Origin of the sequence: Bradyrhizobium sp. S3.12.5 (genome assembly GCF_040548225.1) — a bacterium.
Classification (GTDB): Bacteria; Pseudomonadota; Alphaproteobacteria; order Rhizobiales; family Xanthobacteraceae; genus Bradyrhizobium; species Bradyrhizobium cytisi.
Map to the genome: position 1 here is coordinate 1 of NZ_JBEPRF010000039.1, position 24,571 is coordinate 24,571.

The 24,571-nt window shown below is 59.1% G+C and carries 18 protein-coding genes and 2 pseudogenes; 10 read left to right on the forward strand and 10 right to left on the reverse strand.

The window, feature by feature from the left end:
• Window positions 1–489: 489 nt before the first annotated feature.
• Together ABIC09_RS35830 and ABIC09_RS35835 are read right to left on the reverse strand one after the other, a co-directional pair.
• Window positions 490–789, reverse strand: a complete 300-nt coding sequence (locus ABIC09_RS35830; protein WP_354112237.1) for an IS66 family transposase — start codon at window positions 787–789, stop codon at window positions 490–492.
• The gene (locus ABIC09_RS35835; protein ID WP_354112197.1) at window positions 777–944 is read right to left on the reverse strand and encodes an IS66 family transposase; all 168 of its coding nucleotides are present in this window, start codon (window positions 942–944) and stop codon (window positions 777–779) included. Before ABIC09_RS35835 ends, ABIC09_RS35830 begins: the two co-directional genes overlap by 13 nt.
• A 222-nt stretch (window positions 945–1,166) precedes the next feature.
• On the opposite strand from ABIC09_RS35835, the gene ABIC09_RS35840 reads away from it, so the two are divergent.
• Both ABIC09_RS35840 and ABIC09_RS35845 read left to right on the forward strand, forming a co-directional pair.
• Window positions 1,167–1,520 carry a hypothetical protein gene (locus tag ABIC09_RS35840; protein ID WP_354112198.1) on the forward strand — a complete coding sequence of 118 codons (354 nt, stop codon included), beginning with the start codon at window positions 1,167–1,169 and terminating at the stop codon, window positions 1,518–1,520.
• Entirely contained in the window at window positions 1,517–3,193 is a 1,677-nt protein-coding gene (locus ABIC09_RS35845) for an ATP-dependent Clp protease adaptor ClpS (protein WP_354112199.1), read from the forward strand. Before ABIC09_RS35840 ends, ABIC09_RS35845 begins: the two co-directional genes overlap by 4 nt.
• Before the next feature lie 439 nt (window positions 3,194–3,632).
• Here the strand turns inward: ABIC09_RS35845 and ABIC09_RS35850 are convergent, their stop codons facing one another.
• Window positions 3,633–3,893, reverse strand: a complete 261-nt coding sequence (locus tag ABIC09_RS35850) for a hypothetical protein (RefSeq protein ID WP_354112200.1) — start codon at window positions 3,891–3,893, stop codon at window positions 3,633–3,635.
• A 627-nt stretch (window positions 3,894–4,520) separates the two neighbouring features.
• Here ABIC09_RS35850 and ABIC09_RS35855 point away from each other — a divergent pair.
• The 4 genes from ABIC09_RS35855 (at window position 4,521) to ABIC09_RS35870 (ending at window position 9,567) form a co-directional block, all read left to right on the forward strand.
• Window positions 4,521–4,703, forward strand: a complete 183-nt coding sequence (locus ABIC09_RS35855; protein WP_354112201.1) for a hypothetical protein — start codon at window positions 4,521–4,523, stop codon at window positions 4,701–4,703.
• A 450-nt stretch (window positions 4,704–5,153) separates the two neighbouring features.
• Window positions 5,154–6,704 carry a S10 family peptidase gene (locus ABIC09_RS35860; protein WP_502917733.1) on the forward strand — a complete coding sequence of 517 codons (1,551 nt, stop codon included), beginning with the start codon at window positions 5,154–5,156 and terminating at the stop codon, window positions 6,702–6,704.
• Between the two features lie 44 nt (window positions 6,705–6,748).
• On the forward strand, window positions 6,749–8,335 hold the full coding sequence (locus ABIC09_RS35865) for a B12-binding domain-containing radical SAM protein (protein ID WP_354112202.1): 1,587 nt from the start codon (window positions 6,749–6,751) through the stop codon (window positions 8,333–8,335).
• 11 nt (window positions 8,336–8,346) lie between these two features.
• Window positions 8,347–9,567 (forward strand): radical SAM/SPASM domain-containing protein, encoded by a 1,221-nt coding sequence (locus tag ABIC09_RS35870; RefSeq protein WP_354112203.1) that lies wholly within the window; start codon window positions 8,347–8,349, stop codon window positions 9,565–9,567.
• On the opposite strand, the gene ABIC09_RS35875 is transcribed toward ABIC09_RS35870, so the two are convergent.
• Complete coding sequence (locus tag ABIC09_RS35875; RefSeq protein ID WP_354112204.1) at window positions 9,564–10,007, reverse strand: hypothetical protein; 444 nt, start codon at window positions 10,005–10,007, stop codon at window positions 9,564–9,566. The genes ABIC09_RS35870 and ABIC09_RS35875 overlap by 4 nt on opposite strands.
• A gap of 309 nt (window positions 10,008–10,316) precedes the next feature.
• Here ABIC09_RS35875 and ABIC09_RS35880 point away from each other — a divergent pair, with 309 nt between their 5' ends.
• The 3 genes and pseudogenes from ABIC09_RS35880 to ABIC09_RS35890 form a co-directional block, all read left to right on the forward strand.
• Window positions 10,317–11,366 (forward strand): nucleoid-associated protein, encoded by a 1,050-nt coding sequence (locus ABIC09_RS35880; RefSeq protein ID WP_354112205.1) that lies wholly within the window; start codon window positions 10,317–10,319, stop codon window positions 11,364–11,366.
• Window positions 11,326–12,759 (forward strand): hypothetical protein, encoded by a 1,434-nt coding sequence (locus ABIC09_RS35885; RefSeq protein WP_354112206.1) that lies wholly within the window; start codon window positions 11,326–11,328, stop codon window positions 12,757–12,759. The genes ABIC09_RS35880 and ABIC09_RS35885 overlap by 41 nt, the downstream gene beginning before the upstream one ends.
• 270 nt (window positions 12,760–13,029) lie before the next feature.
• A pseudogene (locus ABIC09_RS35890) lies at window positions 13,030–13,269 on the forward strand (SOS response-associated peptidase); the annotation flags it as partial.
• On the opposite strand, the pseudogene ABIC09_RS35895 reads toward ABIC09_RS35890, so the two are convergent.
• The 5 genes and pseudogenes from ABIC09_RS35895 to ABIC09_RS35915 all read right to left on the reverse strand — a co-directional run.
• A pseudogene (locus ABIC09_RS35895) lies at window positions 13,253–13,471 on the reverse strand (DNA-binding protein); the annotation flags it as partial. The pseudogenes ABIC09_RS35890 and ABIC09_RS35895 sit on opposite strands and share 17 nt — an antisense overlap.
• A gap of 377 nt (window positions 13,472–13,848) precedes the next feature.
• The gene (locus ABIC09_RS35900) at window positions 13,849–18,528 is read right to left on the reverse strand and encodes a hypothetical protein (RefSeq protein WP_354112208.1); all 4,680 of its coding nucleotides are present in this window, start codon (window positions 18,526–18,528) and stop codon (window positions 13,849–13,851) included.
• 212 nt (window positions 18,529–18,740) lie between these two features.
• Window positions 18,741–21,212: an AAA family ATPase gene (locus ABIC09_RS35905; protein WP_354112209.1), complete on the reverse strand. Its 2,472-nt coding sequence runs from the start codon at window positions 21,210–21,212 to the stop codon at window positions 18,741–18,743.
• On the reverse strand, window positions 21,209–21,451 hold the full coding sequence (locus ABIC09_RS35910) for a hypothetical protein (RefSeq protein ID WP_354112210.1): 243 nt from the start codon (window positions 21,449–21,451) through the stop codon (window positions 21,209–21,211). Before ABIC09_RS35910 ends, ABIC09_RS35905 begins: the two co-directional genes overlap by 4 nt.
• A gap of 601 nt (window positions 21,452–22,052) precedes the next feature.
• Window positions 22,053–23,129 carry a trypsin-like peptidase domain-containing protein gene (locus tag ABIC09_RS35915; RefSeq protein ID WP_354112211.1) on the reverse strand — a complete coding sequence of 359 codons (1,077 nt, stop codon included), beginning with the start codon at window positions 23,127–23,129 and terminating at the stop codon, window positions 22,053–22,055.
• A 13-nt stretch (window positions 23,130–23,142) separates the two neighbouring features.
• Here ABIC09_RS35915 and ABIC09_RS35920 point away from each other — a divergent pair, with 13 nt between their 5' ends.
• Entirely contained in the window at window positions 23,143–23,661 is a 519-nt protein-coding gene (locus ABIC09_RS35920; protein WP_354112212.1) for a hypothetical protein, read from the forward strand.
• Window positions 23,662–23,720: 59 nt separating this feature from the next.
• Here the strand turns inward: ABIC09_RS35920 and ABIC09_RS35925 are convergent, their stop codons facing one another.
• Complete coding sequence (locus ABIC09_RS35925) at window positions 23,721–24,440, reverse strand: AbiV family abortive infection protein (RefSeq protein ID WP_354112213.1); 720 nt, start codon at window positions 24,438–24,440, stop codon at window positions 23,721–23,723.
• Between the last annotated feature and the right edge of the window lie 131 nt (window positions 24,441–24,571).

Below are 24,571 nucleotides of genomic sequence, written 5' to 3' on the forward strand. Positions count from 1 at the left end.
GCTGTCCAATCCCATCCCAAACCTCCGTCCAAGCCGGAGGCTTCTTCGCACGTTCATTCGGATTCTGAAGCAAGGGTATCGGCTTCGCGCTTACGATTTGCGCGCCCAAATTCAAACTTCAGTTCCGCCATCATTCGAGTGAGTAAGCAATTTGGAAAGAATCGCCGACCTGTTATTCGACGGGCCGCGGCTTGGGCACTAGATCCACACTCCGCCAGCGCGGGACGTGCGCCCGTTCGAACGCATGCGAGGGGTGACCTCCTCCAAGTGCATCTCCTCAAAAGCAGCGCGATTGATGCGGAATGTCTCCTCGCAGCCGCGCGTTTCGGGCCACTTCCACCAACCGATCAAGTCGACAGGGCGTGCCGGGAACCTACCGGTCACGCTTTGCCCAACCAATTAACGTCGGAACCACCCACGCTAGATCCATTGTTGGACAATCGTAGCAGCCGTGAGCGACGACCAACCGTAAGCGCTTGGGCGGGACCCTTATTGGGGCTGGCTTGACGATTTGCGGAATCGCCGGGGCATGAGGTCTTCGATCCTGCTAAGAGGATGGCCGTCGATGATCGCCTCGAGTGTTTCGGCGATGTAGGCAGCCGGGTTGACGTCGTTGAGCTTGCGGGTGGCGACGATCGACGCGAGCAAGGCCCAGTTTTCGGCTCCGACCTCATGACCGGCGAAGAGCGCATTTTTCCTGGTCAGGCAGACTGGCCGGATGGCGTTCTCGACCGGGTTGGTGTCGAGGTCGAGGCGCCCGTCTTCGAGGAAGCGGGTCAGCCCTTGCAGTGATTGAGCGCGTAGCGGATGTCCTCGGCGAGCGTCGAACCGCTGGAGATCATCGACAGCTGCTTCTCGAACCAAGGCTTTAAGGCGGCGACCATGGGCAGCGAGTGCTCCCTGCGCGCAGCCAGCCGGATGTCCGGCGATGAACCGCGTACCATGGCTTCGATGGCGTAAAGCTGTGCGATGTGCCGAACGGCAATCGCGAGCTTGAAAGATTTATCGCGGCAGATTCCAGCGCCAAAGGTGCCACGAAATGACTGATCGACCGGTTGGCCTTGGGGCCCTTCCCGCCAACTTGAATCGGCGGGACTCGCGCATTGGTCCCTGGCTTTGGAGCTAGTGAAGGCAACGGGGTCACAACCAAGGGACCGAAGATTGTGTTGAGCAGCATCCCCGGCACCGAGATCGCGCTCTTGAGCGCATTCACTGCGCTATCCGTCAGATTGATCATGGCTATCCTTTTTGCCTGGGTTGTTTGCATAGGAATTGGCAGGTCGCATGCCAGCGCGCCCGAGCTTGACATTGCTCACCTTTTCGAGATCGCCCCTGTTGGCTTTGCGGCGCGTGTAGGGTTGCTGACAAAGGTCTTCGAAGGATTGCGGCGGCTTTGCGTGTCTTCTTTATGGATTCCGCCGATGAAGCATAAGGAACGCGGCGGCAAGCAATTTGCAATAGCGTGTCTAAGCCGGCCGAAGTGTCCGGTGATGAGCTTAGATCGGAAACCACTTGCATGACGAAAACTGCCGAACAACTAGAACACGCATCGGGGGTCTTTGTGGACAACATCTGCGCAGGCAGTGCGCCCATTCAGCTTCTTTTGCACAATGACGGCAAGACGACTCTCGGTTTCGTGGTACGCCTGCTGCGCGAGGTATTCGACAAACAGGAGCGGGATGCCATTGCGCTCGCCAAACTCGTCTTGCAGCATGGCAAGGCCGTCTGCGGACGCTATCCTCCCTCAGTCGCAAAGGCGCTCCTCGAGACGGCGCAAGAGCGTATCCGAGCTGAAGGATGTCCCCTGCTGATCACGGGCGAAGCCGCGGGCGAAGCCGACGGCCCCGACCTGTCCGACGTGCAATTCGAATATGCCTTCGAAGCGCTTGAGTGGCACTTCACCAATATACCGCCGAGCGAACTCGCCACTACTGTGCGGCAATTCCCGGGCCACATGCAGGCCGATGTTCAGGTCGCGATCGATAAGCTATTCGCCGATCCGGTCCGCTTCTTCGGCGCCTATGCAGAAGATAGGTACGAGACGCTTTCATTCGCTCGGATGAAACGGCGTGGACAGGATGCGATTTCGCTGGTGCCGCCGCAATATCACCAGGTTGATACTGGCGAGACGGCGCCGGTCAAATGCCTGTACAATGGACTGTGGCTTTGCCGGGCGAACGAATTGTTCTATGCCGTCGTGCTCTCTACTGAATTAGTGTTCAAGCAAGAGCCGAGGATCTGGATTGAAATCGTTGCCCCTGCGGGGTCTGGCGGCGAAGCCTTGGTTCAGCGCTGCTTTGACGAACTGGAACGGGCGGTACGCGAGGCACGTTCTTATCGCGGCAAGATCCTCTCATTCGAGAAAGGTGCGGATTACAGCGGCCGCTCAAGAGGCATTATGGTGCATCGATTGGCACCAGTGAGGCGCGAGGACGTGATCCTGCGGGAACAGGCTATCAAATTGCTCGATCGCAACGTGTTGAGTTTTGTCGCCACGCGCGGCGCACTCCGCCGATGCGGCCAGTCGACCCGCAAGGGCATCTTGCTCTATGGCCCGCCCGGCACCGGTAAGACCCACACCATCCGCTATCTCGCCACCAATCTACCGGGACACACCACGCTAATCCTCACCGCCGAAGAGGTCGGTGAGCTGAGCGCCTATATGGCGCTCGCGCGCCTGCTGCAGCCTACCATGGTGGTGATCGAGGATGTCGATCTGATCGCCAGCAAGCGCGAAGACTTGACAACATGTGAGGAGGCCGTGCTGAACAAGCTCCTAAATGAAATGGACGGCTTGAAGGACGACGCTGATATCCTCTTCGTGCTCACCACCAACCGCCCCGAGCAACTCGAGAGCGCCCTGGCCGGTCGCCCCGGCCGCATCGACCAGGCGATCGAGATGCCGCTGCCTGATACGACGGGCCGCGACAAGCTGATCCGGCTTTATGGCAAGGGCCTGCTGCTTGAGGCGGAGATCGTAGCCGAGACGGTACGCCGCACTGAGGGCGTCAGCGCCGCTTTCATTAAGGAGCTGATGCGACGCATTGCTCAATCATGCATCACTCGTGACGGCGGAAACTCAGTGACCACAGCTGACATCGAGGAAGCGCTCGACGACATGCTTTTCAGCGGCGGCCGCCTCAACGTAAAGCTCTTGGGTGGGGCCGGAGCGATGGCTGCGGGGTCTGAATGAAGGCGAAGGGAGGAAGATCACCCGCCAAGGGCTGCGCCAACTCCCGCATGCGCCGGGTGTCGACGAAGCGTCTATGATTGATGAGCGGCGAGGCGGTTCGTGAACGCGAACCGCCTCGACAATCGCCCGCTCAACCGTCGCTCGCAATTCCTGTTCCATGCCGGCCTGCCCCCTAAAGGCGGGCTTCGATATCACGAAGGCAACGCCTGCCACAGCCGACATGCAATGAGCAGAGCAGATATGCGGGAGCATGGAACTCTTATCGGAAGAGTAGACTGGAATGGCGCACTTGTCGGACGATCAATTGGAGCTTCGCCATCCGTCAAGGAACGAGAACGGCTGCGGGATTGCGGGCGAAAAGTCCCTCTGCGAAAGCGTCCACCTGGTAGTACATGCGCATGCAGTTTTCTCCGGCCGATGGCATCAGCCGACTCATACCTCATGATGGGTCCGACGAGCCGACAAGACGCGATAACAACTCCTTAGTTGAAGGATCGGCGTTTTCGGGATTAGTGACGTCAATTCGCGGTACGCCGTGCGCCTTGGCAGCTTCAGCCAAGGCTGTGTTTTCGCGCAGCGAGCGTTCCACGAACTTCTCTATTGCGGCTTTCACTTGTTCGCCTTGCTCCGAATACCGGCTCCCATGCACGATACGCTCGCGCAGGACGGGATCTTCAACGTGGACACACAACCAGAGCATCGCCGGTCTCCCAGTCACCTAGGTATTCAGGGCGAAGCGCAGCACTTTCAAATATAAAACCATCTTCCATTTGGGTTGCGCTCTGATCTTCTCCCGAATGATTGGCCGCGTATTCTCATGATGCACCCGGAGAACCGAATGGATCGTGTCATTCGATAGACGATGATAGAATTCTACTACGGCGTCAGGCACGCCGGTCCAAGGTCGCCCTGGGATGAAGCCCTAACATGTCGGTCGAAATCACTGGCAAGCCGGTGGCCAGGCCGATGCGATGCGCACAGGTCGACTTCCCGACATGCGAGGTACCAATCAGGAATAAGCTATTCGGTTGGAGTGTCATTGAACTGTGTCGCTAGTGTCACGAGAGCAGAACCACTGTTTTGGCAAGCCATCGCTTGTCACGAGGAGACCTCGCCAGCTGGAAGAGCCCTCTGTGGGGGCGGCTCGACCACGGCGCACTCCCAACCACGGCAAACGTCAAGTCCCTTCCCCGACAAGTCCACCGCCATCTGGAAGCGATCGAACGGCCTGTCAGATTGTTGATCCGGCTCGAACAGTTCCGCTCGACTGGATTGAACCCTCAAACATGAATTTTGAAAACAACCATGCCGCGTCTCATGATGAGGAATGACTGTACGATACGATATTCGATCCGAGACGAATGGCTGGACGGTCTACGACATCCGCACTGGTTTTGCTGCGCTGATCAATGACGTCGCCCAAAATGGCCTTCCCCTGGAAGACGCCGACGACCTGGCCGATCTGTTGAATCACCTACAATCAGAGCAAGGCTACGTCAGCAGTCATTAAGAGTTTCGCGGGCGCCGCGATTTTCGCTGTGGTCGCCGCCCTTTGGTGTGGGGGAGGATAAACGTGTATCGACGGGAGCTTCCACGGGTTTTCGAACTTCGCGACTTGGTCCAGTATTCATCATCGCGAGACGCGTATTTCCAGAATTTTGAGAAATCGCTGTCGGAGATCCCTCAAAAACTGAAGCAGTTCCCGCGGCATCAAGCGGGACTTGCGATGTCGACGAAGGCCTTGGCCATGCCGTGAAGGCCGAGCGCGTTGAGCTGATCAGCGGTCAAGCCGCCAAGCGGGGCGATTGGCGATGGTGGGGGCATATGATCTGCACCCGCCGACGGTGACAACTGCTGACTCTAGTAGGTTTGTTGTTCCCACGCATGGGCTAGTGACTAGGTCGTTTTGACAGACACGCCTCGCGCACCAACAGTGCAGACCCTGCACAGGAGAACCTCTATGTCGTCGACCGCACTGCGCAGCACCTCTCTTGCGTTGATCCTTTTTGCCTGCGGGATCATGGAGAGCGCGCGGGCAGACAATCCGCCGCCGCGCGCCAATGCCACAACGCCGGCCGGCCAGAACGGCGGCCCCGGCGAACGCGCCGGCCAAGCGCCGAGTACGCCGTCGGCGGCCGAGCAGCATCGCCTGCCGCCGGACTCCAGCACCAGGCAAACGCTTGATCTTCCTGGGCGAACGCTCTCTTTCATCGCGACGGCCGGCTCCATCCGCCTGTTCGACGAGAAGGGCGAGCCGGAGGCCGACATCGTCTATACCTCCTATCAGCTTGACGGCACCGATCGCGGCACGCGCCCGGTAACGTTCTTCTTCAACGGAGGACCGGGCTCATCATCGGCCTGGCTGCAGCTCGGCAATGCCGGACCGTGGCGGCTGCCGATCAATGCAGACGAGGTCACGCCATCCACTTTTCCGGAGGTGAGGCCAAACGCGGAGACTTGGCTCGATTTCACCGATTTGGTGTTTATCGACCCCGTAGGCACAGGCTATAGCCGCTTCGTGGGGACCGGCGATGATGTGCGCAAGCGGCTCTTTTCCGTTGAGGGCGACGTGAACGCGCTCGCGCTGGTGGTCCGTCGCTGGCTCGAAAAGCATGACCGGCTGTTGTCGCCGAAATACATCGTGGGTGAAAGCTATGGGGGCATTCGCGGGCCAAAGGTTGTGCACCAGTTGCAGATGCGGCAGGGCATAGGCGTCAAGGGCCTGATAATGGTCTCGCCAATCTTCGACTACGGCCAATATGCCCGCACTGGCCTGCTGCAATACATCGCAACACTGCCGAGCTATGTCGCGACCCAGCGTGAAGCCGAGGGTCCGGTAAAGCGAGCCGATCTCGCCGACGTGGAAGCTTATGCACGCGGAGAGTTTCTGATCGACCTCATCAAAGGTCAGGCGGACAAGGAAGCGACCACGCGTCTGGCCGACAAGGTCGCGGCGCTGACCGGCATCGATCAGGCGGTGAGTCGCAGGCTCGCGGGCCGCTTCGACCTCGCGGCGTTTCGCCGTGAGTTCGATCGTAAGAACGGCAACTTAATCGGCAGGTATGACGCTTCAGTGCGCGGCCTCGATCCGTATCCGGACTCGGATTTCTATCTTTCCGGCGATCCGTCGAGCGACAGGCTGCTCGCACCTCTGGCCAGCGCCACTGTCGATCTCCTTACGCGCAAGCTAAACTGGCGACCGGACGGCTCCTATGAGCTAGTCAACGGCGCGGTCGGGCAGGCTTGGGATTACGGCCGCGGGCCTCTGGAGTCGCTGTCGGAGCTGCGCCAGATTCTCGCAACGGACCCGAAGATGAAATTACTAGTCGGGCACGGCCTGTTTGACCTCGCCACGCCTTATCTCGGGTCACAGATTGTGCTCGACCAATTGCCGCCATTTGCCTCAGCACCGCGCGTCAAACTCGTAGTCTTTCCAGGCGGCCACATGTTCTATTCACGAGATGGCTCGCGCGACGCGTTTCGTGCAGAGGCCGAAGCGATTATGAAGTAACCCGCACCGCGAACTAGGTCACAAGCAATACCGAGAGGTTCGCGTTGCGCGAGGCAGCTTTACCCTTACGCGGTATTCCGCCGATAGTTCTGGCTACGCCAGCGCCGATCACGCACCGTACCGCCGAGGAAAATTTGGGGCTCGGTTACCTGGCGAGTATTCTCAGAAGCAAGGGGGCGAATGTCCAAATCATCGACGGTTGGCTGGGCGGTCTGACGAGTGACGAGATCACAGATTCGATAGCCCGGCTGCCGGTTCCGCTGTGGATCGGATTTTCCTGCTACCGATCCAATATGGCTCGGGCAATCGAAGTCATGCAGCTGCTTCGTCAGCGTGGTCTACAAACCCCGACGATCGCCGGCGGCTACGGGCCGACCTTTCACCCTGATGAGTTCCTGAACGCTGGGTTCGACGTCGTGGCCCTCGGCGAGGCCGAAGAAACTGTCTGCGAGTTGAGCGAGCACTTCGCATTCGGTAAACTGGACCTCTCCGACATTTCAGGCATCAGCTACAAACACGGCGGAAAGATCGTTCGTAACGGGCTCAGGCCAGCGGCCGCGAACCTTGACGCCATACCTTTTCCTAGCCGCGACACGATCCGCGCCTCACTTGAGCGGCGGAGCGCTGTGCACGTGCTTTCGTCACGCGGCTGCGCGGCCCACTGCACGTTCTGCTCGATCGTTGCCTTTGCGAAGGTATCGGATGGTTCGCATTGGAGGCAGCGTTCGATCGAAAACTTCGTCGACGAGTTGGAGCAGGTTAGCCGCCTTGGGGCGACGTGTTTCAAAGTCATCGACGACAGCCTTATTGAGCCGCCTCGAGACGAGCTGTGGTGCCGTGAACTTGCCGACGATATTCAATCGCGAGGCCTGCGCGTGCGCTTGCGAGGTTCGATCAGAGCGGATCGCGTGACCGACGAGGCAATTAGGCAGCTCAAGCGGGCGGGCTTCTTCGCGTTTTCGTGCGGTATCGAGAATTATTCGGAATCCGCATTGAAGAGGATGGCGAAGAGTGCAAGCGTTGATCAAAACCTGCAAGCCCTTGATGTCTTCAAGAGACACGGCATCTACGTGCAAGCCGGGCACATTCTCTTTGATCACGGCACGACGATGGAAGAGTTGCGGGAAAATCACCGTCGCATGTCGGACTACGTTTGGACGATCAGCAAGGGAATTTTCTCCGAGATGTATGCGGCCGAAGGAACGCCGTTCACGAGGCTGCTGCGAAAACGAAATCTGATCGGCGCCAACGAGGATGGGACTGGCAACCGAAACTATCGTCTGGCCGCCGAAGAAGTGGTTCAGGCCTATACGGGCCTAAAGCGGTGGCACAAGAGCCATCTTCGCCTTTACGACAAAGCGATCGACGCCATCAGTGCGCCAAAGGCACTCGAGGACGAGGAACTGGTCGAATTCCACGCGCTTGCGACCGAACTGCGGCGGCACGACCTCGCCTTCATGGAACTCCTCCTGGACGCCGTTGAGTCGGGTGAGCATGACGTCGATGGCCTTGTTGACGCTCAGGTCGCAGGGAACAAGATCAAATACCAGACGCTGGCGACACGGGTTGACCACGCCTACGCGTCGGCCGGGCTGGTGTATGACGCCGACGCCAATCCTTTCTTCGGATGAGAAGTCTAAAAATGTCAAAGCCATTCGCGATCAGCTTCGACCGGCTCGAACACTATAAGCTCAACGTGGGCCCGGTGCAGGAGTTCGGCGACCTGCCCGAGTGCGAGGTTGCGATCAAGAATATCGGCTGGACGCTGGGGAACGATTGTCCATATCGCTGTACGCACTGCTACAGCATGAATGCTAGGGAGAAGGGGAGCGACCTTACCGTCGAGATGATCGATCGGATAGTCGATCAATTGAAGAAGCACAGCGTTGAAACGGTCAATCTCGGCGGAAATGAACCGCTCTTCACCAACGGGTCGAACCCCAAGGCGACCTTGCTGCCCTACATCATCAGGAGGCTCGCGGACGAGGACATCCTGGTGGGCCTCACGACCAGCGGCATATCGTTGGTGCGGTTGTACAAGGATCACTATCGGGAATTTCGCCTGTTGAACGATTGCGACATCTCGTTCGACTCGCCGTTCGAAGACGAACACAATGAAAATCGGGGAGCTAGCATCTTTCGGCAAGCTGTGGAGGCGCTCGATATCTGCCGCCGCGAGGGCATCTCGCGGGCTTGCATCATGGCGGCGATGAACTGGAACTTCTCCATCGGGCACATTGAAGCACTCGTCAAGTTGGCGAAATCGCACGACGCCAACGTCCGGATCAACCCGATCAAGCCGACCGAGCCCGCGCATATGAGGATCGCGCTTCCGCCGAGCATGTACTATGCCGGTTTCGCCCGGCTGATGGAGTTGTGCGATCCCGTCGACCTGGGCGAACCACCCATCGCGGCGGTGACCAACACCTCGGAGGCTCGGCGATGTCCCTGCGGACGAACGTCATTCAGAATCCACTCGATCTCGCCAGACGGCAAGGTGCATGTGAGTCCTTGCGTCTATCTACATGACTACAAATCGGAATTCGATCTGCTGACGAATGAGCTGTCGGAGATCATTTCCAGCCCGCAATTTCGGGTGTTCAGGCAGCGCAACGCAAATCCGGACCTAGTCGAGGGATGCAGCGGGTGCTCGTTGCTCGCCAAATGCGGCGGGGGATGCGTGGCCAGGTCATATCTGTATCGTCGGCACAACACGGGCGGCACGACCATGCTTGCGCGCGATCCGTATTGCCCGGCGGAGCAAAGGCCACAGCAAACCTTTCCACAATCGCCAGCTCTGAAGAGAGAGGAGCGATTGGTTCACATGGACTACCTTTGTACCTGGATCGGCCAGCCACACTAGCATCTTCTTGACGACATCAAGGGCGGGTTGATGTCTGAGAAACTTGGCAACCAAAGGAGCTGACTATGGGTGACGCACAAGGTGAGCGCGGCAAACCGCTGATCCTCGTTCACGGCGAGGAAAAGCCGCTTCAGGATTGCAAGATCGAGTCCTTCATTCTTGAGAGCGAAGGTGAGATGTCCCTCAAGCGTCGCGTCCGGCGCATGGCGTGGCGTATAGATGCGCCATCCCCCTTGCTCAATGATCCGGTGCTTTGTTCCGATGGCCGAAAGCATGCGCGGGACGGGGACGGATAGGTTGTAGGCGTCAATCAGCGCAGCATAGCCAACAGGAGTTGCCACCTCCGGCAGCCTCCGGTCATGAAAAACACTCACGGGCCCTGAAAACTCTATTTCCATTGTCCCAAATCCGTGAAAAACGTTCTCGGTCGTGAATTTCACTCTCAATTTAGCCCTTCCAGCCGAAAACACCTCATATACAGCGAAAAACACTCGCGCCATACGATAAACGTGAAAAGTCTTCACGCACATAGCGTTGATGTTCCCTCAACCCCGCCTCAACCCGAGTGGATAAGCAGCAACCCAAGTGGGGCGGCCGGCCCTCTTTGAACCGTCCAACGCAGGGCCCCGCGACCACAAGTCGGGGTGGAATTCTTAACAAGATGCAGGATTCTTAACGGAACACGACGTAGATTTTGGAATAAAAAGCGGCGCGATCGCAAATGTTCTCCTTTTGTTCTATGGTGGTGAATGGCCTTCCTTACTGAGCAGGAACTCGAAAGCCTGCGCATTGATCAGAGCGTTTTTCATATTGTCGGCCCGGGAGAGGAACATTTTCAGCTACTAACGGCGTTCGACGCCGGTCGACACGCATCTTTTTTCCTGGGCCGCGTCCGATCGGTCAACAGCGGAAACCGATACGAATTCCTCGCGGACGCGGCGGTGCGGGCGCAACTGGCTCGGATCAGCCGGGACAGGGCAACTTTCCAGGAAGAGAGCGAGAAACTCGCAACAGCGTTCAATGAAGCTCATGGAGGCAGCACGGCTGTCGGCGCCTTCTTGATCTTCTCGCTGTCTTGTTCAGGTGGCCGGTTGTTTGCGCTTCTGAAATTCGAGGACGAAAAGGTTCTCAGTTACGACTACGACGTCAGTCGCGGGCGTTCGGGGAAGCCGAAGCCGACCTTCGGCGAGATTGAGCGGACTTTTGTCCAGAACCGCAACGCCCTGCAGAAAGCCGCGCTCATCAAGTTGGGCAAAGAGCGCGACGAAATCTGCGTTGTCGATCGTCAAAATCCGCAGCGGCCTGCAGCCTATTTCGAACAGTTCTTGCTCGTGCGACGCCAGCGAACGGAAGAGGAGTTGACAAGGACAATCGTCGAGATCACGCGCAACATTGCGCACAAGCACAAAGACATACTTCCGCAGGACGCGATGAAAAATCTGGCGCAACGCCTCTACGACGCCAGCCAGTCCGGCGGTTCCGTCGACGGCGAAAGTGCTGAAAATTGGCTGAAGAGCATTTTCGGGCCGCTGCCTGATGATAGCCCCGTGCTGACAGACTTCAAGGCAAAGCTGAAGCGCGAAGGAATGGCGGGCGAATCGTTCGTGCTCCAAAAGAACGCAATTCAGGCGCCCAAGAACCGTCGCGTCGAGACGGCAAGCGGGGTCAAATTGACCTTCCCTGTCGGTTTGATGTCTTCAGTCATTTCGGTGAACCGCGACAAGGGCGAGATCATCATTAGGGACAAGATCACACTCGATGACTTCGAGCTCAACACATCTGGTCGAACGCGTACGTGAGCTTGTCGCGAACGGCGCCGTGGCGGACGAACGTATTGACGCCCTTGTGTTGCGAGGGCGGCTGCCGTCTGTCGATGCGCAGGTCGCCTGGCTCGGGTTCGTCGACGACGTCCCACCGCCGTTCTCGTCATTGCAAGTCTATAATCCAGCTCTCGGTGGTGATCTCGTTACGGGTGATATCTTTGATTCGACGCGCGAGATCGTGATCACGCTCGGAAAGCCAACTGCCGACGGCTGCGCCTTCTTTATCTTCCAGTCCGACATCCCACATTATTTGGTGCAACGGACTGTGCTCCCGCGCCTCGCGATCGCCGACTTGAATTCCACTCAGGCATTTCGCGCACGAGGATTGGAGTTCGTTTCATGGGATTTCGCGCAAACGCCACCGCCAACGGAGCCTTTGCTTGGGCCTATCGACCCGACTCGCTATGTTCGTGACTTTGTCCCCGACCGTGAAATCGTTACCGATCTCAGTCCCTGGCTGTTATTGGCCGCGCCAGCGGTTTCATCGCCGGCGTATCAAGCTTGGGAAACGGTTTCTGCCCGCAGATTGTTGGGTGGTCTCGTCTCCCGCGCCTGGCTCGAGGATGGCCAGGTCTGGCTGCAAGCGGCAGCGACGCCTCCGATCTATCGCATTAGAGCCGATGATCCTGCCCTGCCCGGCGCTCGTTCTCGATTGACTGAATCCGCCAACTGGGTATTTCTTTCGGGGACAGATGTCGAGGCACGCCACCTGCTCTTTTCCGGCGAGTTGGCTCGGGCGAGCCGTCCTCAGCAAGATCTCGCCACGACATTGGAGCAGGCGCTTGAGGCGGCCAAAGCTGCCTATGAAGCTCACGTCCAATCATCGAGCCGCGAGACTCTGAAGGCACTCGCCGATCTCCGCAAGACCGTGATTGATGAAACTCAGAAGGTAGCACAACGGGCGCAGGATCTTGCGGCTACGCTCTGGCGTGACCTGGCCGTCTCGGCAGCGCCTTTTATACTGAAGATCCTGGGTGATGCGGCCAAGACACCGGGTTCTCTCATCTCTTCCTTATTCTACTTTGCGGCCGCCGTATTCATCGGTCTGTCGTTCGCGTTGCAGTGGCGGATCAATGGCGCGTTCTTCCAAAGCCAAGCCTCGTCCCGACGGAGCTGGATGCAAAGTCTTTTTAGTTACATCTCCGTTCGCGAGCGGGAAGAAATCGCTGAAACGCCGATCGAACAAGCGATGAAGAACTATCGGGAGACCCGCGGCGTACTGGTTGTTGTCTATGGACTATTGATCGGAGCTCTCGTTGCCGCCGGTGTCCACACTCTGCACGATGTAACGCCTTCACCTTCGAGCCCCGCTACAGGCGTCGCGCCCAGCCCAGCACCAATTCCGCCGCCTCCGGCAAAGCCGCCGTAAATTCGAGCCGTTTCAAGATTTCTATTAGCCGCGTATCCGCGATCGAGATCCAACAGGGCTTGATAATAGTCGAATGCAACTGCGATACCGTCAAGATTGCTTAGGTCGACATATCGATTCTACTTACGGACAACCTAGCCGCAAGATAGTAATTCAATCGCTTTCAACAATTTGCGTTACGCCGTTGCGGCATGGTGGATCCAGGCGAGCGATTTCGAACGCCCGCTCGCGGGCGTGCGGATCTGCGCGGCCCCGCATCCAGCCGTGGTCCTCAAGGAAGGCGAGACGACCAACGACATCTTCGCGTTCCTCACGACAGAGCCGAATGCAGAGATCGGCGCCATCCATCCGAAGGCGATGCCGGTGATCCTGACGACGCCGGACGAAGTGGAGACCTGGATGGCGGCTCCTCCAGACGAGGCCTTGAAGCTGCAGTGGCCGCTTTTGGACGGGTCGCTCAAAATCGTCGCCCGCGGCGTCAAGGAAGATCCGGCCGGGTTTGCGCCGTGACCATGTAACCCGAACGGTTGACCTGCTCCCAGATTTGCTCTTGGCGCGTATGATCGGCAGTCACCGAGAACGCCATGAGTTGCTCGAGCGTCATGCCGTCCTCGGCATAGATCTCGTGCAGCTTGTTTGAAACCGAGGCCAGTCGAAGTCGCTGCTTCACGACAGCCGGCGCCATGAAGTGCCTCGCAGCAATCTCTTCTTCTCATGCCACCCCGGTGAGCCCGATGCGGCGGAAGCCGCACGGGCGCAAGCGGAAGAAGCCGCCAAGGCTTGAGCTCGTGGATCTAGATTTCCTCGCGCGCATGCGTTCGCGCCTCATAGATCCTGATCTGAAGCATGGGAAACGCCTCTTGAGTTCTTCTCCACCAGCTCTTGCGCCCTCTCTGTTGCAAATTCGCACTTGAGTCGGCCGTCCACTTCAAGCGCATAACCAGAAGCCGGCAGTTCACGGATAGCTGCAACCATTTCATTCCCAATGTGCATTGAGGCGGTTGGGAATGAAGGGGTAGCGTGAGTCGCCCAAACCGCGCCAGGCCCGAATGCCAAAGGCGGTGATCGGCTATCACACTTGTGGATTGACTAGACGGGGTTGGTTGCTTTCGCCCAAGGCCCGATGCCTTCCACGATGTCGTGATCGAGAAACGTCCTATCACGTCTCTCCAGGGTCCTGTCCATCGCGCGCTTTAATTCCGCCCGGTTGAGCTGCACGTGTGCGAGTTTAAGGGCAACGAAGCCGTCACTGCTGGCTTGTCGTTGCGCGCCATCACGCATCCAAGTCCAGGCACGCGCGTCCGCCGAGCGCAGAAACAGGACCCAAGCGGCATAAGCCTCCACCGCATCCTGAGCTGCGAGATAAATCTGCCACCAATGATGGGCGCAGGCTTCACGCCAGCGCAGTCGCGCGGCCTTGGCGCGCAGATCGGCACTATCCGTGCGCATCTGGCCTTCGGGCCAGGCGTCCGGGACAGGGAGCGCATAACCGGTGCCGAGCCCGTCCAGGAGGGCGCCACGTCGCTGCCGCCAAGCCAGCGACGAGGCATGATCTGCAGCCGCAATATGGGCGATCCAGGCGGCCTTGCCATTGTACGACGCCGCCAAAGCGACATCGAAGAGATTTTGATCTGAATGGCAGCACGGCAGGCTTACAAGTTCCTCCCGAAGCGCGGCGACGGGCGCCGAATCGGGAACGCGAAACACGACATGCAGTATCTCGTCCACACCAGCCGGACCGATGTAGCGTGTTGTCACGGTCCTGCGCAGTGCGCGCCACAGCGCGACACCGCGCGTGGGATCTTGAATGAGCAGCGCCTCACAGAGCGCAAGGAACGCAGTCTCCGCAAGGCGCACGCGTCTGCGGAAATCCGTATCGATGTCGTCCGAGCCTTCCAGCCAGCGATCGATCATGTCGGATGCATGCTGCATCACAGGAACCAGATCGACGGCATCAATATTGGTGAGATAGAGGCTCGCTCCTGATTGCCTTGCTTCCTCGATGCGGGCTGTTGCGGTCTCTACCGCACGTTGGTGAGCCTTGATGCGCGCATCGGCATCGAGCGCAGCGCGGATCGCTGCTGGGCTACTTCGGTCCTGCGGATCTGGCCTCAGCTGCACGAAAACGAAGAACGGTGTGAATCTCTTCTCCGTCCGGTCGACCGTGAGTGTCGAACCAGGGTCCGGTTCTGCGACTTTATTGGCGGCAAGCACGTGACCGAAGATCTCGGCAGCAAGCCGCACCTCAGTAGGATCGGCGCCGCGGACGCGAGCCGCTTCCAGCAGGCGCCACGGCGCAAGCCGCGGCCCCAACTGGTCAAAAGGCAAAGCCGATTCGGCCCTGATAAGTGCGCCAGAGCCATAGTGGTTGACCCAGACATCAGCCGACGGGCTCCAGCCCCAGGCCTTTGCGGCAAGATATCGCCCAAACCGAGCGGCATCGGCCAGCGTCAGCATGCGAAACAGCACGCCTTCCAGCTCATGATCGGGCTGGTCGATCAAACTTATCAGCCACGACCAAGCGCTGTCGCTAAAGCCGCCCGGGTGAACCGACAAGAGTACGACGAGATCACGCCGCTGCTTGGCAGGCGCCGCGCCGTACCGCGCAATCAGGGTGTCAACGTCCGCCGAGGACGGAGTTCGCATGACCTCGGCAAAATCGGCAGGAATGAATTTGAGATCGGCCGCAATGAGCCTATCGTACTGAGTTTGTACATCATCAAGGGACTGCAGTTCGATCTTGAGCAGCTCGCTGGCCGCGATCGCATCATTATTCTCGTCTGTCTCGTGCGCGCTCAGGCGCAAGGCCTGAGCTGCCTGCGCCTCCGCCGTCCCCGCCAGGATGAAAGCCTCGGTGGCGTGAATGGCGCTCCAATAGCGTGACTCCGCCGGACAGGACGCGAAGCTTTCCATTTTGCGGCGTAGCAAATCGGCGAGAGCGTCCGGAGCGCATCGCGCGAGTGCCGGTTGGAGTTGTTCGAAGAACAATTCTTCCGGCATACGTCCCATCTGGCGGTGGAGCTTCGCCACGTCGAAGTCGGCAGCGGCGGAACGCAATTCCTCGACGAATCCGGTTGACGGCTGAAAGGTTGGATCAAGCCACAGCTCGCCCGTACGCTGCAACCGGGTATGGAGAGGCAGCTCCTTGTCCTCAAGCGCAACATGCGCGTGCCGCCGTTCAAGCGCAAAGAAACTCCGGCTCGGGTTCGGCAAGTAGTCTTTCTCGTAGGTGTAGTGCCGGTCGATGTCCGGGTCGAGACTAGCGGCGCATTCCTCGTCAGCTTCCTGTCCGCTGAGCCAGAGCAGGAGCGCCGCGGCCCGTGCAGGAAGCTGCGGATGAATGCCGGATTCGGGCACGCGCGAGCGGATATCTCCGGACAGGCCGCGCAGGGCAACAGCTGTGGGTTCGGGATCGAGCTCATTCAAGTAGCAAAGCCATTTCAGGCCCTGCCAGCCATCGGCGTGTCCGCGAACCGCCGAAGCAACCGTGATGGTTTCGAAACACGGCATGATCTTCGATAGAGGGAACCCTTCGAGAATCGAAGGCGCCGCGGCCTGCAGCCTGCCATCGTCGCGGTCGACAAAACGAAGCGTAACGCCCAGCACCGTCAATGGCCCGGATGAATCGATCCCGACACGGCCGCGGTAACGCTCCGAACGACGCCGTTCGAAATCGGCGTTTGCGTCCGGCCTGTTGTCAATTTCGCGCGATACGATCAAGAACCAGGCACGGACCCGCGCCACGATCGCGCTCAATTGCGCGCCTTCGGTTCGCGGGATGGCACGAAGCGCGTTGACCGCCCACATTCGCGCGGATGCCTGTGCGTGCGCGTCCGATTGTTCCACGGCATCGAGAAGGGCGGCTGGAATGCTCGGTGCCAGGCTCGCAAGCTCTCGGCGGTGGCTATCGGTGACGTTCTGGGTTTGCAGCCACGCCGCGACAAGAACACCTCCGATGCGCGTTGTGAACGGGCCTCCCCGTTCGACAAGGATCGAGACGGCCGCGCGGAGAATTTCTGCGCGCTGATCAAGGCCGGCGATCGGATCCAGCCATTGCGTGACCTCGGCTTCGGCCGCAGCGAAGGTCGCACCATCCATTGCATCGAGATGTGCAAGCAGCGCGGCCCCGAGCGCGTGAGCAACGACGGTCGGACTGAGCTGCATTGCGCCCGAGGGTCCCGGCCGTGCAAAGCGACCGTCAATGATGTCGCTCAGCCGGGCATACACCTCCCGCTCGGAGAGATCGGGCCGGCTTGCCGTTTCGCCGAGACTCTTGAGCGAGAATTCCTGAATACCGCCGCGGTAGCGTCCGGCGACTTCAGCTAGCCATGCACGCCACTCATTTTCGCTGAAGGATTTGCCGGCGCGATCACCGAAGGTGTCGCGCCCATATTCCCACAACAGCCGATGGACGGTGACCTGGCCTGCCTCCACGAGCCGATCGCGAAAGCGGATGACAAGCTTGAACAAGCGCGGGGTGCGGGCAAGTTCGATGAGGTCGGGATGTAAATCTGTCTGAGCAAGTTTCTCGAAAGCGAGCATCTGGTCGAGCTCGCCGCCTGAAGCAGTATCATAGACGTCGACGGCGACGGGTGCTGCCGCAACGACAAGCCCGCGAAGACCCGAGAGCTTGTCTTCAAAATGATATCTGCGCGTGCTGATGATCACGCGTACCCGCCCCTCGAAGGCCACGCCCTGGATGGCCTTGAGGAGCGTCAGCCAAGGAACCGAGGGCTCCTGATTGAGGCCGTCGAACAGCACGGTAAGAACGGGCCCCTCTTCCCTCGGCCGTTTGAGCAGATAGGCAAGACGACGCAACCAATGCTCGGGATCGCGCGTTCCGGTAAGCTCGCAGAGCCGCTCGGCCAAAAAACGCTTGATGGTCGATTCCGAGATCCCGGTCAGACCGGCAAGCGCGGAGGAGGGAACGGTGAGGACAATCGGCTGTTCGCGAACCCGGTCGGTCAGCCAATCGAGCGCGGCCCACGTCTTCCCGACGCCGTCCCACCCGATAATCGCCGCCGGCGCGTCGCTAACGGCAGCACCCCGCCACCAGGCATCCAGCGCATCATGAACCCGCTGGCGCCGAACCCTCTTTTGCTGAGCACCTCCTGCTGCATCCTGCCCCAGTTCGGCGTTCGAAACGCGATGCGAGGTCCAGATGTCCCGCAGCTTGCGGTGCGATTCGGATCGCAGGCTTTCGAAGCCCAGGGACCAGACCTGCAGATTTCGGCGCAGGCTAGCGATGGCCTCACCCATGGTAGGTTGCAGGTGACGTGCATGATTGCCAGCTTCTTGGGAGAACTCGGCTTGCACGAGATCCGGGCCAAATGCGCACAAGGCAGCGAGCGGCGCGGGCTCATGGTCGTTCCAGTCGATGACGATAACGGGAATGCCAAGCCGTTCGCCCTTTTGCACCAGGTCCTGGGCGAGCTGCTCGGGAACGCTGCGCGTCGCAATCAGGACCCATGCTTCCAGCGCCTCGTCGCGTGCCAGCGCGTGATCGATTTCGCCAAGGAGTTCGCGATCGCTCAGGCTGGTATCGTCGCCATATTTCTTGCACTCCAAGCGGAACCGGCGATCCTGCTGGCCGACCGCGCCCGCATCGCCACCATGTTGAAAACCTGACTTGGCCACCGCAATCGAAATGCCGAGCAGCCGGCCCACAAGTCCGGCCGCGAGATTTTCCAGCTTGTGCGCGTTCTTCTCGGCCTGAAGCGCAGATTTCAGTTGGCTCTGATGGGAAAGCTCTTCGGGGGTGAGTGGCATGAGTGATCGGTTGCAACGAATGGGACTTGCGAGACGCGCACTTGGAAATTGTGCTCAGGGCGCGATTAAATTCTAAGCGCCAGGGCAGACCTGAGCCCCGTCGAAGGTAGTAAGTGTTGGCGGCGAGGACACGCTAACTTTCCTCGACGGCCGATGTCATACCAAGTCGCGCCACGATGATTTTACGGCCGGCTCGAGCCACCCTACCATTCTCACATCCTTTGGCTAAGAGACCGGTAGTAGCGGTATTGGCTCGAGCCTGCCGGATGCTCGAACTGAAAGCAACCCGCGAAATTCTCGATCGCCTGCATGACCCCTTTCAGGGACGGTGCCGTGAAGGCATGGGTCTGTCCGGTCGACCAATGCGAGAGGTAATTGCTCACAATGGTTGCTACTGAGGTGTTAAGGCCGGCGAGTTGGGCAGGCTCCAGCACCAGGCGGCCAGCCGCATCGTGGAGATCGACGGCTGCCCTGATGGCGTCTATCAGGTTTTTCGCCATGTGCTTGTCGTCGTTGAAGGCAATGCTGATAGGCACCGGGATGCCGACTTTGGAGATGACCTCCTCGAGCTTGAACTCGAGGTACTGTCTGATACGGGGAGCGGCATCGTCGGTGTTTCCGGTATCCAGAAAGGCGTGAGTCGCATCGCGGATCTTATGGATTGCGCCCGACTGTGGCAGGACCGATGTTCGTGCCGTGCCCTGAACGCACTGATGCCACCAGCCGCCCTCGTTCGCATTTGTGTTGAACAACTTCTCGAGGACAGTGTCGTGGCTGAGAAGCATGACCTGTGGGCCATTGGGGACGCCGGGCCGGGCGAATTGTCCTTTGATCACGTTCATCAGATGGAACTGATGCCCGGAATCAAAGCTCGATGTGACGTCATCGAGAATCAGAAACTTGGCGGCCCCGCCATAGAGCGAGGCGGCGGCCAGGTAGACGCTGATCGCGAAGGCGTTGCGATAGCTTTCGGAGAGAACGGCTTGGGCTGAGATGTCCGGCAGCGTCCAGAACTGAGCAAGCGAGATGGAAAGATCCTCGCTGCCGGCGCGCTTCCTCAGAGCCGGCACGACATCGGTGTACATGATCGCTGCGAAGATATTCCGGCTGACCGGTTCGATCGCGGCGAGCCGACGCGCGCTTGCCGCGGACTCGGCGCTTGCGAAGCAAGAACTGGCCATGTCAAGGAAGGTCTTGACTCGGGCAATTCGCGCAAGCTCCGCAGCGGTGGCGGATTGCTCCCTCAGCGCGGCGCGCAGGTCCGACAAATTGCTTTGGAAACGACGTGCGGCTTCAGCCTTCTCCACCACGGCGGTGAGCTTGTCGGGAAGGCTCCTCTCCAGGGCAAGCTTCCTCTCGGTCAGATCTTTGACATTCGCGACCGCGCGATCGGTAAGCGTCTTCAGCCATTCGGCAAGCGCGCGTGCGCGCGCCCCGTCCAGCGCCCCCTTCAGCCCGACGTCCTTTGTCTCGGCGAGCTGGGCCTGCTCATCTTCCTGGCGGCCCAACCGCTCCAGCTCGTCAAGCTGATTCCAGCCTTGTTCGGTCCACTCGCGAGCCAGATTGGCAGAAGCAGTTTCCACGGCCTCAAACGCCGCGATCTTGTCGCGAACGTGGTCGAGAATTGAACCGGGACCGGATTGATCACATGTCGGGCAGAGGCACTTCTCCACCCAACTGTTATCCTCAAGGATCGTTTCGCTGAGGCCGTAGAGCTGGCGAAACAGATCTCCTTGCGTAAGTTTTAAGGCCGTGTCGCGAGCATCGGCCAGTTCCAAGAGGCGCTTGGCATGCTGTTCGGTTGGCGCGGCTTTCACGGCCTCTGACCACCTCGCTTCGTCGCGCAGGATTTTCGCGAGTTCTGTCCTTGCCTCACCTCCCTCGGCAGCTTTCGCTGCATCGACGCAACTTGAAGGATTGATCTCCTCGAACCTCCGCCCCTCGCAGAGGGGCTTGAGCAGTTCGATGCCACTGAGGGCGGAATGCGCCTTCGCGAGCATCGTCGCCTCGGCTTCGGCTGGATCGTACTCGTCGCCGACGAGCGCCGTGAAGGCCTCCTTGATATTGCCTCGGGCTCGCTGGACGGATACGGCCGCACTATTTTGCTTGGCTTCCTTGCCGGCGACGCCGAAGTGATTATTGAATGCCCTCGTGTTTGTCAGCGAGGCCAACCCTTGTCGCAGCGACGAGTAACGCTTCAGCCCCAGCAGCCCCGCGAAGGACCGGCCGCGCTTCTGGGGCGCAAGATCGATAAAGTCCTGAAATGTCTTTCCATCGAGAAGGACAAACTCGCGATTGAGGTCCGCCAGGATCGCATTTCCGTCTGCACCTGCGCTAGCCGCAACGGTTCGCCCGCCGGCGGCATCGCGCCGGACGGTCACATCGACCTCGGCGCCGCCGCCGGCAGGCACAAGGGTCAGGGTGATCGTTCCCACACCACCAGCATGGAAGCGGTTCAGATAATAAGACGAGCCCTTTTCGGCCGCGGGCAGATCATCGAGCTTGGGAATTCGGCCGGTGATCGCGTAGACCACCGCATCGAAGATCGATGTTTTTCCTACCCCGTTGGGCGCGGAGATGGAATTGACGCAATCCGTCTTGAGTTTGATGACGAGAGGGGCACCCTCGTTGTTGATGCCACGAAAGCCTTCGATGGAGACCTTTTGAAGATACCAGCCGCTCATCGTGCATGGCTTTCCTCAGAGGAGGTCAGCTGGGGTTCGACAGGCGTCGTTGCGATATACAACGTCTCCAGGAGCGCATCGTGATCGAGAGCCACTTCCAGGCTGAGGTTTGACAGTGCCCCCGACAGGACGTCTGCCAGCGGATCATCGATCCGCCTGAGCGCGGTCGAGAGCGCCGACATATTTTCATCAACGGTTTTGCTGTCATCGATTTCGAACGTAATTTCAGTATTCGCCATTATGCTCCCCAAGCACATAGTCGTCCGTCGTCGCCACTCAATGCGGAAACGCAAAATGATCGTTTTGCAACTGCTTTCGCGCACGCAAGTGGTACGGATTCGGCCTCACATTCAACACGCCTAACGCGTTATCCACCTCGCAGGCAGCTTGTCCGTGGTACGTTCCGTCCAGAACTGATTCTAAGCAACCTCCTCAGTCCTGCGACCCGCGCGTCGCAATTCTGTCAAATGCGGCAATCGGCTGAGAACACCGCGCTCCAAACCGAAAGCGGCAAGCCCGGCGCAGCGCCTTGCTCACGTGACGGCGATGCCCCCCTTTGTCTCCCCTTCCGGCCGATGAATGGCGTGGCGCAGCTCGATCACCGCCTCGCCCTCGGCATCTGACAGAAAACTGCAGGTGCGGGAGCTCATTCGGCTAGAATCCCCCGTCGGCACCGCTAGACCGGGCGCCGTCTGCATAAGCTTATCCTGTCGTGAACGAGAAAATCAGCCAAGGCTTGGCTTTGGCGCGCACAGATAAGGCGAATTTTCTAACCTTGACGCAGGACTTCATCGTGAAAATCGACCCCACCGGATCCGCGATGCACGGCAGATGCATAGCCTACGACCCACTCAGCCAATCGGTCATCGCTTTGATGTGCACGGCGAAATCCCTGGCCTCGCTCGGTCCGCCCTTATGATTTATTCCGGCGACCGCGCCGTCGTCGTCGAGCAGCGGCCCGCCAGACATGCCTTGCGAGAGCTTTTGAGTCACTTCGATCAACGGGACGGCGCTCTTCGTGGGCAGCGACGTTATCGATCCGGATCGGACGTTGATCTTGTCGCCCGGCCCGAAGCTCGGAAATCCGAGCGCCGTCGTGTTATCGCCAGCCTTGAACGTACGCTTCGATACATCGAACTCGTAGTACTCGGTGGCGGGTATTTCGTGCGCGAGAACGGCCAGGTCGCGATGCGTGTCATTCTTGGCGACTGTCACCTTGAATTTATTCGAAGGCTTGCTGGGGTGATAGACCGCGATCTCGGTCGCTCCCTCCACGCAGTGCCATGCCGTAACGAGACCTACCGGTTCCAAGAAGAAAGCCGTGCCCTGCGTACTGCCTTCCGTCGTGGCATCGCCCCAATGCTCGACCACCCACACCGCCCGTTCCCTGATCTCGAAAATCGTGGGCAGAATTTCGAGTTTCTCGGAGGGGAAGAGCTTGTTGTAGCGCGAGGCCAGACCACGAAAGATCGGATCCGAAGGTCCTTTAATGTGCCCTACCCAGGATACCCGTCCGCGAAGATGCGATGCGAGGGCTGCTTCGCGACCATACTTGTCCTTGAGAATCTTCTGAGCGACCACAACGCCCTGCGTTTCGGTCACGAATAACGCTGCGCGGATGTTTCGCACGAATTTTCGGTCGACGTTGACGAGCTCGTTGATCTTGAGGCCAGTTACCGTTCGGCGCGAATGCTTGTCGGCGTAGTGGACCTTCTGCGGATTGATCGCGAAGCCGTTGGACCGGAATACTCCGCGAAGCCCATCCTCGAGGAGATCGGGCGAGAAGTTCCCGGCCGGCGGCGGAGGTCCTTCGAACAGCAAGGTCAACGGCTGGTAGCTGGAGAACGTGATGTCGTCGGCGTACCTGGTGTAGATGCAGCGGCTCTCCTTCGCGATCGTTTGCAATTCCTTGTCCATCCGGAAGCAGATCATGTTGGAGATTATGGGACTGCTAGGCGCACTACGCGCCGAGCGCGTGGTCCTGACGGACGGCGGGATCTACGATAATCTCGGTCTCGGCTGCCTCTGGCCAGACCGCTCGCCGGACGTCAGCTTGAACGTGACGCCGGTAGATACGATCATCTGCTGCTCGGCGGGATACGGCCTGCGGCAGGAGCCTCCGAGCCAGTTCATGCTCGCGCGGATGTCGAGTGTCTTCGGCGCGCTTTTCGATCGCGCGCAGAATGCCTCGATCCGCCGACTGCATGAGGCGCAACGCTCCGGGCAGATCAAGCACTTCATTTTTCCCTACCTCGGCCAACTCGATAAAACCTTACCGGACCCACCTTCCGACTTGGTACGCCGGGAGGAGGCTCATTCGTATCCGACCGATTTCAACGCGATGCCGACGGAGTGGATCGACCGGCTTAGTATTCGCGGAGAACAACTGACGTTATGTTTGGCTCGTGCTTATATTCCTCATCTGATCGACAAACCCGCAAGCTGCTGAAATGAGGCCACGTAGGTCAGTAGATAGCTTCCGCCGGTTTCTTCTTTGTGCATCACGCTTCAGCCGGAGGACGCGATCGGCTTATACTCTTGCCAGAAGACGACCTTCATAGCGTCCTTGACCTTCCGAAGCTCCAACCCCTCGTGAGCATCGGGCTTGAGCAATCCAGCGACAATCGAGCCATATCGTGATGCACGCTCGTACTCGATGGCGGCGCTTTCCCGCGTGATATCGCTCGGCGAATTCTTAACCCGGCAGCTTTTGTCGACGTCAATGTAGATCGCGTCCTGTTTTGCTCTGTCCCTCTCGCCGATAGCGACCGCAAGCACGTCCGGCTCATACTCGTTATCATCGAAGAAATTGCCGCGTCGGATCATCTCGAAATAGAGAATATTGAGAGCGCTGCTGATGCGCGACGGGAAACGGTCCCCGAGATCGTATTCTGCCCTAAGCTTGGCTTGGAGTTCCTCGATGGTCTCCCAGTCCGGACTGACGTACTCCATGACGATCGCAAGCAAATGTTTGCAAGCATGGCTTCTCATGATGCGCAACAGGTCCGTATCCCACGGCAGAAGCTCTTCACGCACTATGTAAAGAAGGAAAGCCTTTGCGTACTCCTCCTGCGCCAGCATGCAGATAGCAAGGCGGCCGCCGCCCCGTTCTTGGAATTCGAGCATCAGCGCGTCGTCCATCAAGCGCGATGCATTTGCGAGGCAAGCATCGATCGTGGCTTCCACGTCCGACTTGCGAGGAGTTTTCAAGAGTTTTGCCTTCCGCATTCGTCACACCTCCGGCCAATAAGCCGGGCTAGCTATTGCTTCTCACGATACGTTGGGCTTCCGGCATCGTCGCACAGAATCTAAGCAGATCAACTTGAAGCGCGGTGCTTCACAATGCAAGGCACCCCGCC